Here is a 12,382-nt window from a genome sequence, read left to right on the forward strand (position 1 = left end):
GACCATCACGATGGCAGACCGCTAAGAGTCTATCTCAATCGACGAATGCAGTTATCCGATAGTCTCCTGTGAGTTCGTCGATTCAGGCGTCTATCGCGTGCAAACGACCGACGATGCCAAGCCGGAACCGACGATCTGGGCGGTTCCCGACGACGTGTGGGAGATCATCGAGGAGATTCTGAGCCGCGAGTATCCTCGACATCGGCAAGACCGCAAGCGTGTGCCGCTTCGCCCGGTGTTGGACGGGGTTGTCTACAAGCTGCGCACTGGCTGCCAGTGGAACCGAATCCCCAAGGAATACGGCGATGACAGCACGATCCATCGCCATTTCCAGGCGTGGTGCGCAATGGGCGTCTTCGATGCCATCTGGCGTCAGTTGCTTCTCCGGCGGGCGGGCGTCGGGGGAATCCTCCGTAGAATCCTCCGTCTTCGGAGCGACGGCAGCCATGCGCCGTTGGATGTCCGCTAATGCCCGTCGGGCTTTTTTTGTCCACGACGTCACGGTTCCGACTTTCACCGACTGAACGCGGCTGATCGCCTCGATGCTGGTTCCTTCGCAATACATCGTGACGGCTTGTTGGCGCACCTTTTCGGGGTAGACGTGCCGTTGAGCCTCCGGGGTGTGGCGGTGGTGACACTCACGGCAAAGAAACGTCTGTTTCCCATTGGCTTTCCCGTCCTTGACCATCCAATTGGAGCCGCAATGCGGACAACGAACGTCGTGGCGATACGAGCGGGGACGTGCCATGCGCGATCCCTCTCGTTATGATTCCCAGAAGACATCAACAGCAATCTCAGCATGAATCAGGAACACCGTGGCGGCGTGGCGTGGCGACGTCCATGACAGATGACGAGGAGGGCTGGTCGCATGGGAGTCGAGACGCACGAGCTCAGGTTCGAGGCGACGCCGGAGAAGGGGGACGTATCTGCAATCCTGATGGTTCCGCCGGAGCCCGCCGCCGTGCTGGTGCTAGGGCACGGCGCGAGCACGAACATGCGGCATCGAACGCTGCAGAGCATCGCCGATAGCTGCGCCGCTGTCGGCATCGCGACGTTGCGCTACAACATGCCCTACATGGAACGCGGCGGCGGACGCGAATCCGAGGCGGTCGCCCTGGCGACGGTCCGGCAGGCTGCGAAGACGGCGCGCGAGCGATGCGCGGCGCTGCCGCTGATTGTCGGAGGACACTCCTACTGCGGGCGCATGTCGTCGCTGGCGGCGGCGGAGTCGCCCATCGAAGGAGTGCGAGGGCTCGTCTTCTTCTCGTTTCCGCTGCATCCCGCCGGAAGCCCTTCCACGGCGCGGGCAGAGCATCTGCCGAAGATCACGGTTCCCATGCTGTTCCTGTCGGGAACGCGGGACGACCTGGCGAAGCTGGACCTGCTGGAGCCCGTGTGCGCGGGTTTAGGCGACCGAGCGACGCTCCACCTGCTCCAGACGGCGGATCACGGGTTCAAGGTGCAGAAGCGCGGGCGCAGCACGGACGAGGACGTGTTCGACGAGATGGCACGCGTGCTGAAGGGGTGGTTGGACCGGATCGGGTAGGCGGTCGACGGCACTGGCGTACCGCGATTCGTAGGGGCGACGCACCGCGTCGCCCCTACGACCTGTCGGTGTGTTACACCATCTTCTCGAGCTGCAGGGCGGCGTCCAGCGTCGCCTCGTCGAGCAGCTTCTGCTCCAGGACGACCTGCCGGAGCGTCTTGTTCTCGAGGTACGCCGTCTTGGCGACCTTGGCGGCGTTGTCGTATCCGATGTGCGGCGACAGCGCCGTGACGAGCATCAGGGACTGCTCGGCGAGCGACTTGATGCGCGCCGTGTCCGCCTCGATGCCGATGGCGCAGTTCTCGCGGAACGAGTCGCAGACGTCGGCGATCAGCCGGATCGACTGGAGCACGTTGACCGCCATCACCGGCTTGTAGACGTTCAACTCGAAGTTCCCCAGCGCGCCGGAGAAGGCGATCGCCGCGTCGTTGCCGATCACCTGCGCGACGACCATCGTCATCGCTTCCGCCTGGGTCGGGTTCACCTTGCCTGGCATGATGCTGCTACCAGGCTCGTTCTCCGGGATGCGGAGCTCGCCGATGCCGCAGCGGGGTCCGCTGGCGAGCCATCGGATGTCATTGGCGATCTTGTGCAGGCTGCACGCAACCGTCTTGAGGACGCCGGACGCCTGAACGATGGCGTCGTGCGCCGCGAGCGCCTCGAACTTGTTGGGAGCCGTGACGAACGGCAAGCCAGTCTTCTCCGCAATCGCCGCCGCCGACTTGACGGCGAAGTCCTTGTGGGCGTTGATGCCGGTTCCTACCGCCGTGCCGCCCAGCGCGAGCTCGTAGAGTCTGCCCAGAACGTGGTTCAGCGCCTGGATGCCGTAGTCGATCTGCGCGACGTAGCCGGAGAATTCCTGCCCGAGCGTCAGGGGCGTGGCATCCTGCAGATGCGTTCTCCCGATCTTGATGATCCCCTTGAACGCCTCCGCCTTCTCGGCGAACACGTCGCGGAACCGCCCGAGCGACGGGATCAGCTTGTTGTGGATCTGCTCGGCGGCGGAGATGTGCATCGCCGTCGGGAAGGCATCGTTGGTGCTCTGCGCTTTGTTGACGTGGTCGTTGGGATGGACGGGCTTCTTGCTGCCGACCTCGCCGCCGACCATCTCGATGGCGCGGTTCGAGATGACCTCGTTCACGTTCATGTTCGTCTGCGTGCCGCTGCCGGTCTGCCAGACGACGAGCGGGAAGTGGTCGTCCAGCTTCCCGCCGATGACTTCCTGCGCCGCCTTGACGATCAGATCGGCGATGCCCTTGTCGAGGACGCCGAGCTCCGCGTTCACTTCGGCGGCTGACTGCTTGATGATCCCGAAAGCGCGGATGAACTCGCGCGGAAAGCGTTCCGACCCGATCTTGAAGTTCTCAAGCGAGCGCTGGGTCTGGCACCCCCAGTAGCGGTCGCTCGGTACATGCATTTCGCCCATGCTGTCGGTTTCGATGCGCGTCCCAGTGCTCACAAGGTCTTCCTCTCATAGCGGTGCCATAGGGCTCGTATGGGAATCCTTACGATCCCTGCAAAGGATATCTCGCGACGGGAATCCGTCAAGCCTGGCGGGCCAAGAGGGTGTGCGCGGACGCGCTCTCGACGATGACATCGACGAGGTCTCCGGGCTCCGATGCGCCGCGTGGGAAAACGCACGTCTTGAAGTCGTCCGTCTTGCCGAAGTAGTGCGCGGGGTCCCGGCGGGAAGGTCCCTCGACGAGAACCGTCTGCCGTGTGCCGACTCGCGACCGGTAGATGTCCAGCGAGACGGACTCCTGCAGCTCGATGACGTGCCGCAGTCGCGACGCCTTGGCTTCGGCGGGAACGTCGTCGGCGAGCTTGCGGTGCGCGGTCGTGCCTTCGCGCGGCGAGTACTGGAAGAGGAACGCATTGTCGTACCGCACCGACTCCAGGATGCGGCACGTCGCGTCGAAGTCTTCGTCGGTCTCGCCGGGGAACCCGACGATGATGTCCGTCGTGATGGCGACGTTCGGCACGTGCGTCCGCAGCGCGTCTACGATCCGCAGGTACTCCTCGACGGTGTAGGAACGGCGCATGCGTGCCAGCACGTCGTCGGAGCCGGACTGGAGCGGCAGATGCACGTGCGAGCAAACCCTCGGATGCGCGCCCATGGCCCGGATCATCGCGTCGGTCGCGTCCGACGGATGGGGCGATGTGAACCGCACGCGCTCGATGCCCGGCACGTCGGCGACGGCTTCAAGGAGCGCGGCGAAGTCGCGTTCGCCGTCGTGGTAGGAGTTGACGGTCTGACCGAGGAGCGTGATCTCTTTGACGCCCTTGCCCGCGAGCTGCTCCGCTTGGGAGACCAGCCGTCCCAGAGGAACGCTCCGCTCTCTGCCGCGCACGAACGGCACGATGCAGAACGTGCAGAACTTGTCGCATCCCCGCTGGATCGTGAGCCATGCCCGGATGCCGCCGTCGTGGATCGGATCGACGCCGTCGTAGCTCTCCGCGTGGTCGAGCCGGACGCGGAACTGGGGTTCCTCTGCGGCTCGGTCGAGCGCCTCCGGCAACTGGCGGTACGCGTCGGGTCCGATGACGAGATCGACATGCGGCGCACGCTCGACGATGCGCTCCTTAAGATGCTGCGCCATACATCCGCAGACCCCGAAGATGACGTCCGGGTTCGTGCCTCGTAGACGCTGGAGCTCGGCGAGTCTGCCGAACACGCGTTCCTCAGCGTGGTCGCGCACCGCGCACGTGTTGAGCAGGACGGCGTCGGCAGCCTCGGGTTCATCGACGCAGACGTTGCCCGCGTCGACCAGCAGCGACCGAATGATCTCCGTGTCGCTGACGTTCATCTGGCATCCGAAGCTCTCGACATAGACGCGGCGGCTCCGCGTCAATGCGGCTTCGGACTGTGCGTCGAAGTCCGGGAGCGTGGGAGCCCCGGCGAGGTCGAGGAGTCGTTTCATATCGGTTCTAGAGGTCGATGTGCGTTGGAACCGTGGCGGATGTCCGTCGGCATTGTAGCGGGACGGAGTGGAGCCCGGCAACCGATGGCGTCCGGTCCGCCGAATCGCGCGGCGCCGACGACACTCGAGCGAGCACGCGGTGCTATACTGCGTCGGCGTCCGGACGGCATCCTGGTCGAGGCGGATCGGTCCCACCAACTCACATGGACATCCAGCGACAGGCAGCGTCGAGTGCAGCAGCACGCGAGGGTTCTCATGCGTTTGTCACGCCTCGGACGCTCGTCCTCGGCGCGGCACTGGTCGTCCTCAACTGCTTCTGGCAGACGCCTCTCAGCAGCACGCTCGACATCGAGATCACGGACCTGGCGCTGTTCGCCAACGTCGTCACGATCCTCTTTGCACTCGTCCTCGCCAACGATGGGTTCCGGGCGCTGGCGCCTCGGTATGCACTCCAGCAGCGGGAACTCCTGACCCTTTACGCGATGCTCGTCACATCGACGGCGCTCAACGGCACCGACATGATCAAGTGCCTCATCTCCCTTTGCGCCAACGGCACTTGGGATGCGACGCCGGAGAACGACTGGGCGAACCTGTTCACGCGCCACTTCCCTCCGGCGCTGACTGTGGGCGACAAGACCGTGCTGCGCGGGTACTACGAGGGGGATTCGAGCCTCTACACACCGGGGTATATTGCCGTCTGGGCTCCGAGAGCGCTCGGGTGGTCGGTGTATGTCGTGCTGCTGATCTTCACGATGCTGTGCGTCAACAGCCTGATCCGGCGTCAGTGGATGGTGCACGAACGCTTGACCTACCCCATCGCGCAGCTTCCGTGCGAAGTGACACGTACAGATGAGCCGATTCCGCTTCTGCGCAATCCGCTGCTCTGGGCGGGATTCGGCGTCGCGGCGCTCGTGAGCGCCATCAACCAGGTGCATGTGTGGATTCCCACCGTGCCACGCGTGCCGGTGCAGCCGTTCAACCTGGACCGGTTCTTCACGGGCAAGCCATGGAACGCGGTCGAGTACCTCTACTCGACGCTCTACCCCTTTGCCGTGGGCATGGGCTACCTGATGCCGCTCGACCTCATCGTCTCGACGTGGGTGTTCCACCTGGTCTGGCAGCTCGAGCGCGTCTTCGGGAGCGCGATGGGTTTCCGAGGGTTGCCGCAGTTCCCCTATTGGGGAGCTCAGGTGAGCGGCGGGTGGATGGCGCTGCTGCTTGTCTCGATCTGGACGGGCAGGCGCTACTTCCGGCGCGTGCTGGGCGAAGCGATACGGGCGCGCCGGATGCCGGAAGACGATGAGGAACCGATGTCGTACCGGTTCGCGCTGTACGGCTCATTGGTCGGGGTACTGGGCTTGACGGCGTTCGGGCGGTATCTCGGCATGTCGTTCTGGGTGCTGATCCCGTTCTTTCTGCTCTACCTCGCCATGTCGACCGCCATCACCCGGATCCGCGCGGAACTGGGTCCGCCCGCATGCACGCTGCCGGACGCGACGCCCGACTCCATCCTGATCAAGCTGCTCGGGACGCGCCGTCTAGGCAACTCGAACGTGATCGGGTTCGGCTTGCTCTCGTGGACGTTGAGCTACTCGATGCGTGAGAACCCAATGCCGGGTCAGCTCGAAGCGTACCGATTCGCCGACCGGGCTGGTCTGCATCCGCGAGGTCTGCCCGTCGCGATCCTTCTGGCGGCTGCGCTCGGGTCCGTAGCGGGCTTCTGGGCGTACCTCCACGACGCCTACGAGCTCGGTATCGATTCGTATCCAGAGCGGTCGTGGGCTGCGTCAACGGCGCTGAACCTGCTCGAGAACCGGCTCCAATCGCCGACGGAATGGAAGCCGCCGGAAGCCGTCTTCATGGCAGCCGGGTTTCTGCTGACGCTCGCGCTTTCGGCAGTCCGTGTCCGCTACCTGTGGTGGCCCCTCCATCCGGTCGGGTATGTCATCTCCGGCGGGTGGGAGGTAGGACGGATGTTCTTCCCGCTGATCCTCGCGTCGGGGGCAAAGTGGTTCGCCCTGCGCTTCACCGGCGTGACCGGATACCGCCGCTCGATTCCGTTCTTCTTCGGGCTCATCCTGGGCGACTTCGTCGTGGGCTGCCTCTGGGCGACGCTGGGCGTAGTGCTGCACGTGCCGGTGTACGTCTTCTGGACTGGCTAGGCAGCGGCGCGAAGGGTTCGGGGCGAGGCGAACTATGGCTTCGGATCAGCAACCGCGCGGCGCGCGACTCGTTGGGCGCGCACCAGCCAACCGATGACGCCGCCGATCACCGCGAGCGGCAATGCAGACAGGATCGCGTAGCTCATGAAGTACCGGCGGATCGCGTCCTCACTGATCTTGCCGAAGCACATCGGGCAGGCATGCGCTGCCGATGCCGCGCTGAGCAGCATGAGCGAAGTCAGGGCATGGAACAGGCGTCGCATACGGCTCATAGCAGGTACACCAGGGCATAGAGGAGGGGCCACAGACCCACGACGTAGCACCAGTACACCGCGCCGAGAACCACGGGGATGGGCTCCCCCGACGAGTACCGGCCAGTGCCTGACCGCGATAGCAGGTACGCGAGCGCCAGCACGCCGACGACGACGTGAAGGGCGTGGAACCCGATGACCGCATAGAACAGCGCGCCGTAGAGGCTTGAGCGAAGCGTCAGCCCCTGGGCGATCAGGCGGATCCACTCGACGCCCTGAATGGATAGGAACGCGACGCCGAGGAGGGTCGTCAAGCCCAGCCATCGGAGCAGACGCGGCGTCGATCCTTCGCGGGCGCAGACGGTGGCGCGCCAGACAGTCACGCCGCTGGCGAGCAGCGCGAGCGTCGCGAGCGCCGTCATCTCGATGGGCAGGCGCGGTTGGTCCGCAGGGGGCCAACCCTCCACGCTGCCCCTCAGGATGAGATGGGCGCTGGTCAGGCCGGCGAACAGCATCGACTCCGCTCCGAGCGCGACCACCAGGCCGAACACGCGCTTGTCGATGCCTACGCCGCTCTGCATGTCGTCTTCCTAATGGCTCACAGCGCTCGCGTTGTGAACGCCGGTGTTGACGACGATGTCCGGGATCAGCGAAACCAGCATGATGAGGAACAGAATCACCGGGATGATCGCGAGCGAGCGCACCAGGCGGCTCTCCTCGCGCAGGTGCATGAAGTAGGTCCCGATGAGAACCGCCTTCACGGTCGCCACGAGGAAGATGAGCGCCGTCGTGATCGTGCTCCCAAACGGCAGATAGACAGCCGCCACGCTCACGAAGAGCAAGATGACGAGCCACGCCCACACCGCCACGTACGCCATGCCAGCTTTGTGTGCCATTCGCGTAGCCTCCGGTTCCGCGACTCAGTGGGACAGGTACAGCAACGGGAACAGGAACACCCACACGACGTCGACGAAGTGCCAGTAGAGCCCGGCGGCTTCGACACGGTTCCCCGCCTTGAACCGCTCTCCCTTGCGCATGATCGACACGAGCATCGACAGGTTGATGACGATGCCCACGATGACGTGGAGTCCGTGGAGCCCCGTCAACGTGTAGTAGAACGACCAGAACATTCCTGCCAGCGGCGTGAAGCCGTGGGAGATCTCCGTCGAGTACTCGATGCCCTTGACGACCAGGAAGCCAATGCCCAGCAGGATGGTGATCGCGAGGTTGTTCCGCGCGGCGATGTGCCGTCCTGCCTTCGCCGCGTCCAGCGCCTTGACGATGGTCAGACTGCTCGTCAGGAGCAGCAGCGTGTTGAAGGTCGCCAGCGGGACGCTCAGGTGCTCCGCGAGCTCGTTCCACGCGCCGTGCGCCGCCTCGCGGAAGAGGATGTAGGCTGCCAGGAATCCGCCAAACACCATGACTTCCGACGCCAGGAACCACCAGAGCGCCATCTTCGACTTGGGACCGCCCTCAGCCGCGTGATGGGCAGAGGAGCCTTCGGTCATCACAGACGCTTCCGACATGTAACCGTCCCTCCTTACAGTGGCCGCCTCGTCACCGAGTTGTCGCTGTGTCGGCGTCTTGCATCTGCGGCAACCAGTCCTGATCGGCTCCCGGCACGCTGTATTCGTAGGGCCCGCGCATGACGACCGGATCGCCGACGAAGTTCTCGTGCGGCGGCGGCGAGGCCGTCGACCATTCGAGGGTGTTCGCGCGCCACGGGTTCGCCGCGGCTCGCTCGCCCCGTGTCAGCGACACCACGATATTGATGAGGAACGGGATCTGAGAAAGCAGCAGACACACCGTCGCGATGGTGACGAAGGTGGTGATCCCATGGAGCGGCTTCAGGAGGTCGTAGGTGCTCGGATCGTAGATGCGCCGCACGTGGCCCCCGATGCCCAAGGCGAACATGGGCAGGAACACCGCGTTGAAGCTGATGAGCGTCAGCCAGAAGTGGATTTTGCCGAGCGTCTCGTTCAGCATCCGGCCGAACATCTTGGGGAACCAGAAGTAGAACCCCGCCAACCCTCCGAGCAGAACGGTCGGGAAGAGCGTGTAGTGGAAGTGTGCCACGACGAAGTAGGTGTCGTGGATGTAGATATCGACCGGCGCGGAGCCGTTGAAGATGCCCGTGATGCCGCCGATGATGAACATCGTCAGCGTTCCCAGCGCATAGAGCATCGCCGTCGGCAACTGGATCGAGCCGCCCCACAGTGTCGCGATGAGCGCGAAGATGACGATGGTGAACGGCACGGAGATGAGGATCGTCGCCACGCTGAAGGGCATGACGAGCGTCGGGTTCATGCCGCTCACGAACATGTGGTGCGCCCATACGAGGAAGCTGAGAACCCCCGCGACGAAGATCGAATAGAGGATCATCTTGTAGGCGAAGATCGGCTTGCGCGAGAAGGCAGGCAGAACCTCTGCCAGCACGCCGATGCCCGGCAGCAGGATGACGTAGACCTCGGGATGGCCGAAGAACCAGAAGAGGTGCTGCCAGAGGAGCGGATCGCCGCCCTGCTGCGGGACGAAGAAACCGGTTCCCACGACGCGGTCGAGGAGCAGAAGGATCGCCCCGGCAATCGTGGGTCCGACGGACAGCATGAAGATGATGGCTGCGGTGAGCTGCATCCACACCATCATCGGCAGCCGCCACATCGTCATTCCGGGAGCGCGCATCGTTACGACGGTCGTCAGAAGGTTGACGCCGCCCAGCAGGAACGCGCTGAACTCCAGGGCGAGCCCCAGAATCCAGAGATTCATGCCCCAGTTGACGCCGCTGAGCAGGGGTCTCGCCGACAACGGAGGGTATGCCGTCCATCCGCCAGCGGCCGCGCCTCCCGGCACGAAGAAGGAAATCATCATCACGGAGCTCGCCGTGAAGAGAATCCAGAACGACAGCATGTTGAGCCGTGGGAACGCCATGTCTCGCGCGCCGATCATCAGCGGGACGAGATAGTTGCCGAACGCTCCCAGCAGGATGGGCATCGCGACGAAGAACACCATGATCGTTCCGTGCATCGTCACGAGCGCGTTGTAGAAGGGCGGCGTCACGACGCCGTCCACGACGGCGGGCTCGGAGAGGAGCGCGGCTCCGGGCACTTGGGAACCGGGCCACGCGAGCTGCCATCGCATCACGTACGCCATCAAGCCCCCGAGCAGCGCCATCACCATGCCCAGGAACAGGTACTGCTTCCCGATGACCTTGTGATCCGTCGAGAAAATGTATCGCCGAAAGAAGCTAGTGGGTTCAGCGTGACCCGTCTCAGACATCATCGTCTCCCCGGCGTGAAGCCCGTCGCATCACTGCTCCCAGTTCTCGCGCACCCACTGGGCGTAGCTCTCATCGGTGTGAACCGTCAGCATCCCTCGCATCTTGGTGTGACCAAAGCCGCAGAGCTCGGCGCAGAGGATTTCGTAGTCACCGGGTTCGGTTGCCTTGAACCAAACCGGGATCTCCCGACCTGGCAGAGCATCCTGCTTGAGCCGCAGCGCGGGGACGAAGAAGCTATGGATGACGTCCTTCGATCCGAGCGCGATCGCCACCGTCTTGTTCACGGGGACGTGCATCTCGTAGAGCATCACCAGGTCATCCGGCGTGTCGAACACGCCGTCGGGACCGGGATAGGTGATGTTCCACCCGAACTGCTCACCGGTCAGTCGGAGCCGCACATCGGGCTGCGGCGACTCTCCCTTGACCGCCTCGAAGGCGTGCGCGCCCATGGCGTCGACCGCCAGGTCGAGAACCAGCACGACGGCTGCCGGTACCAGAATCCACGCAGACTGCCTCCAGGGAACCCCTGTGATGTACGCCGCCTTCTGCGATTTGCCGCGCCGGTACCGGATGACAAAGTAGAGGATCAGCCCTTCGGCGAGCACGAACCACGCGAGTCCGACCCAGAAGATCAGCCAGAACAGGGAATCGATGTCTCCACCGAACGTCGAGACGTTGTGGGGAAACCACTTAGCCATCGAGCGGCCCTTTTCGGGTGCAGTCGCACGGAAAGCGCTCCTGCCAGCGCCCGCGCACTGAAACTGAATATGAGTCGCAGTCTCTATTACGGCGACCAGGCGGCATGCCGTCGGTCACTTGTGCCGACGACCAGACCCGGGCAGGTCGTATGCCGTGATCGCGCAGCCCCACCGGCTTCCGATTCCATCCTCGTCTTTGCAGGATACCATGCTGTGGCTGTGACGCACCTCGACTCCGTACGCCACACTGTCGACAGCCGGAACCCTATCGAAGGTTCGCGACAAAATCAAGACCATTTCACTCGGCTACTCTCAGTCGGCGACCGTGGGTCGGAACGCTTCTGACCGAATGGCTCATTTTGGAAATAGGCGGATAGGCGGCAGTAGGGTCGGGTTCGAGACCGCCCCCACAACTGGACGAGCTTCGACTGAGCGATGAACCGACGAAACAGACCGCCGAATGCCATCGCGGCAACGGCACGAGCAGGTCTGGATCGATGCGTCCGGCGCGCCACACGGGTAGAACTGGCTGCGGCAGGGCTCGTCTTGGCACGCCCGGCAGGATTCGAACCTGCGACCTAGCGATTGGAAGTCGCTATCGAATCCAGTTACAGCAAGCGATGGTGGCAAGGTGTTGCCTAAAACCTGCCCAAGATGGGTCGGCTATCGCCAATAGGACTCGCCAATTGTCCGACTGCCGGTCGTTGAGGACTTCGGGGACCTCTGGGTCGGCATTGCTGAGGACGTCGAGATGGTCCTACCTCCAACGAGCGCAACGGCACGTACGTCTGCCATGGCTCCAGCTCGGTCTGCTCGCCACCGCTCGACAGTCGCAGTGCGGGGCTTGCGTGCCATATCCATCACGATAGCGCGGTATACCGCCTGCAGGAACAGGTCGGCTTCGTCGACGAGCAATGTCGGGCAGTGCTGCTCAATGGCACGAACACAGCCGCCGTCGTCACATTCGCTGTGGAAAGAGCCCTCTGCGCGAGGCTCGCCACAACCGCGAGTAGCAGCGACTTCCCGCACCGCTTGGTCGGCGACACGATACCGAAGCGCGGCGTGACGCTGTGCAAGCAGAACACATAGGCGTGCAGTATCCACAACCCAATCGCCTCGGCTGCTCCATCCGGCAACACGGCGTACCGCTTCACTATGTCGACGATCTCATCAAGCAGTTCGGCCCCATGCACGGGTGAGTGCCATGGCATCGGTTCCTCGAAGCCGACAGACCGTCCTTGGTGTTCATCTCGCACTTCAGATTCGTTCCCACCTAGCGCAGCATTGACGAGCTTCGTGATGCCGCCTGGAACCCGGCGCTTGCTCAGGACATCGAACGGCTTAGCGCGCGTTGCCGCGCGGTCGAGGGAGGGCGCGCCTCTCACCGAATCCGCGAGGGGTCGAAGTGTCGACACATCGCCTTTCTCTGCCAGCTCCGGCAAGGAGAGCGTCTTCACCGACGCTGCAACGCCGCGCAGCGAGCTCGCCACAGCCGCCATGTGAGCACAGCCGGGCGCGTCATGATCG

The 12,382-nt window shown here is 63.9% G+C and carries 12 protein-coding genes, 1 tRNA gene and 1 pseudogene; 3 read left to right on the top strand and 11 right to left on the bottom strand.

Going from position 1 to position 12,382, the window contains the following annotated elements; translation table 11 throughout:
- The first annotated feature begins 31 nt into the window (after positions 1 to 31).
- The gene (locus FJZ36_15015; protein MBM3216214.1) at positions 32 to 469 is read left to right on the top strand and encodes a transposase; all 438 of its coding nucleotides are present in this window, start codon (positions 32 to 34) and stop codon (positions 467 to 469) included.
- 399 nt (positions 470 to 868) lie between these two features.
- Entirely contained in the window at positions 869 to 1,546 is a 678-nt protein-coding gene (locus tag FJZ36_15020) for an alpha/beta hydrolase (protein ID MBM3216215.1), read from the top strand.
- 73 nt (positions 1,547 to 1,619) lie between these two features.
- Here FJZ36_15020 and fumC read toward each other — a convergent pair whose 3' ends face one another.
- Positions 1,620 to 2,972, bottom strand: coding sequence for a class II fumarate hydratase (gene fumC / locus FJZ36_15025; GenBank protein MBM3216216.1), 1,353 nt, complete (start codon positions 2,970 to 2,972; stop codon positions 1,620 to 1,622).
- Between the two features lie 118 nt (positions 2,973 to 3,090).
- On the bottom strand, positions 3,091 to 4,467 hold the full coding sequence (gene miaB / locus FJZ36_15030; protein MBM3216217.1) for a tRNA (N6-isopentenyl adenosine(37)-C2)-methylthiotransferase MiaB: 1,377 nt from the start codon (positions 4,465 to 4,467) through the stop codon (positions 3,091 to 3,093).
- Positions 4,468 to 4,670: 203 nt separating this feature from the next.
- Here miaB and FJZ36_15035 point away from each other — a divergent pair, with 203 nt between their 5' ends.
- Positions 4,671 to 6,629, top strand: coding sequence for a hypothetical protein (locus tag FJZ36_15035; protein ID MBM3216218.1), 1,959 nt, complete (start codon positions 4,671 to 4,673; stop codon positions 6,627 to 6,629).
- A gap of 32 nt (positions 6,630 to 6,661) precedes the next feature.
- Here FJZ36_15035 and FJZ36_15040 read toward each other — a convergent pair whose 3' ends face one another.
- The 9 genes and pseudogenes from FJZ36_15040 to FJZ36_15080 form a co-directional block, all read right to left on the bottom strand.
- A complete protein-coding gene (locus FJZ36_15040; protein MBM3216219.1) occupies positions 6,662 to 6,892 on the bottom strand; it encodes a hypothetical protein in 231 nt (76 codons plus the stop codon).
- A 5-nt stretch (positions 6,893 to 6,897) separates the two neighbouring features.
- A complete protein-coding gene (locus tag FJZ36_15045) occupies positions 6,898 to 7,461 on the bottom strand; it encodes a heme-copper oxidase subunit III (GenBank protein MBM3216220.1) in 564 nt (187 codons plus the stop codon).
- Between the two features lie 9 nt (positions 7,462 to 7,470).
- Positions 7,471 to 7,776, bottom strand: coding sequence for a caa(3)-type oxidase subunit IV (locus FJZ36_15050; protein MBM3216221.1), 306 nt, complete (start codon positions 7,774 to 7,776; stop codon positions 7,471 to 7,473).
- A 24-nt stretch (positions 7,777 to 7,800) separates the two neighbouring features.
- Positions 7,801 to 8,388 carry a cytochrome oxidase subunit III gene (locus FJZ36_15055; GenBank protein MBM3216222.1) on the bottom strand — a complete coding sequence of 196 codons (588 nt, stop codon included), beginning with the start codon at positions 8,386 to 8,388 and terminating at the stop codon, positions 7,801 to 7,803.
- A 49-nt stretch (positions 8,389 to 8,437) separates the two neighbouring features.
- Entirely contained in the window at positions 8,438 to 10,159 is a 1,722-nt protein-coding gene (locus FJZ36_15060) for a cytochrome c oxidase subunit I (protein ID MBM3216223.1), read from the bottom strand.
- Between the two features lie 27 nt (positions 10,160 to 10,186).
- Positions 10,187 to 10,855 (bottom strand): cytochrome c oxidase subunit II, encoded by a 669-nt coding sequence (gene coxB / locus FJZ36_15065; GenBank protein MBM3216224.1) that lies wholly within the window; start codon positions 10,853 to 10,855, stop codon positions 10,187 to 10,189.
- A gap of 547 nt (positions 10,856 to 11,402) precedes the next feature.
- A tRNA-Gly gene (locus tag FJZ36_15070) sits at positions 11,403 to 11,476 on the bottom strand.
- Positions 11,451 to 11,600, bottom strand: a pseudogene (locus tag FJZ36_15075) (DUF3631 domain-containing protein). Before FJZ36_15075 ends, FJZ36_15070 begins: the two are co-directional and overlap by 26 nt.
- Before the next feature lie 115 nt (positions 11,601 to 11,715).
- Positions 11,716 to 12,354, bottom strand: a complete 639-nt coding sequence (locus FJZ36_15080) for a hypothetical protein (GenBank protein ID MBM3216225.1) — start codon at positions 12,352 to 12,354, stop codon at positions 11,716 to 11,718.
- Between the last annotated feature and the right edge of the window lie 28 nt (positions 12,355 to 12,382).

It is taken from the genome of Candidatus Poribacteria bacterium, assembly GCA_016866785.1.
Classification (GTDB): Bacteria; Poribacteria; WGA-4E.

Coding starts and splice junctions, on each gene's coding strand:
- FJZ36_15020 (MBM3216215.1), top strand. CDS start 869: ATGGGAGTCGAGACGCACGAGCTCAGGTTCGAGGCGACGCCGGAGAAG.
- fumC (MBM3216216.1), bottom strand. CDS start 2,972: ATGGGCGAAATGCATGTACCGAGCGACCGCTACTGGGGGTGCCAGACC.
- miaB (MBM3216217.1), bottom strand. CDS start 4,467: ATGAAACGACTCCTCGACCTCGCCGGGGCTCCCACGCTCCCGGACTTC.
- FJZ36_15035 (MBM3216218.1), top strand. CDS start 4,671: ATGGACATCCAGCGACAGGCAGCGTCGAGTGCAGCAGCACGCGAGGGT.
- FJZ36_15040 (MBM3216219.1), bottom strand. CDS start 6,892: ATGCGACGCCTGTTCCATGCCCTGACTTCGCTCATGCTGCTCAGCGCG.
- FJZ36_15045 (MBM3216220.1), bottom strand. CDS start 7,461: ATGCAGAGCGGCGTAGGCATCGACAAGCGCGTGTTCGGCCTGGTGGTC.
- FJZ36_15050 (MBM3216221.1), bottom strand. CDS start 7,776: ATGGCACACAAAGCTGGCATGGCGTACGTGGCGGTGTGGGCGTGGCTC.
- FJZ36_15055 (MBM3216222.1), bottom strand. CDS start 8,388: ATGACCGAAGGCTCCTCTGCCCATCACGCGGCTGAGGGCGGTCCCAAG.
- FJZ36_15060 (MBM3216223.1), bottom strand. CDS start 10,159: ATGATGTCTGAGACGGGTCACGCTGAACCCACTAGCTTCTTTCGGCGA.
- coxB (MBM3216224.1), bottom strand. CDS start 10,855: ATGGCTAAGTGGTTTCCCCACAACGTCTCGACGTTCGGTGGAGACATC.
- FJZ36_15080 (MBM3216225.1), bottom strand. CDS start 12,354: ATGGCGGCTGTGGCGAGCTCGCTGCGCGGCGTTGCAGCGTCGGTGAAG.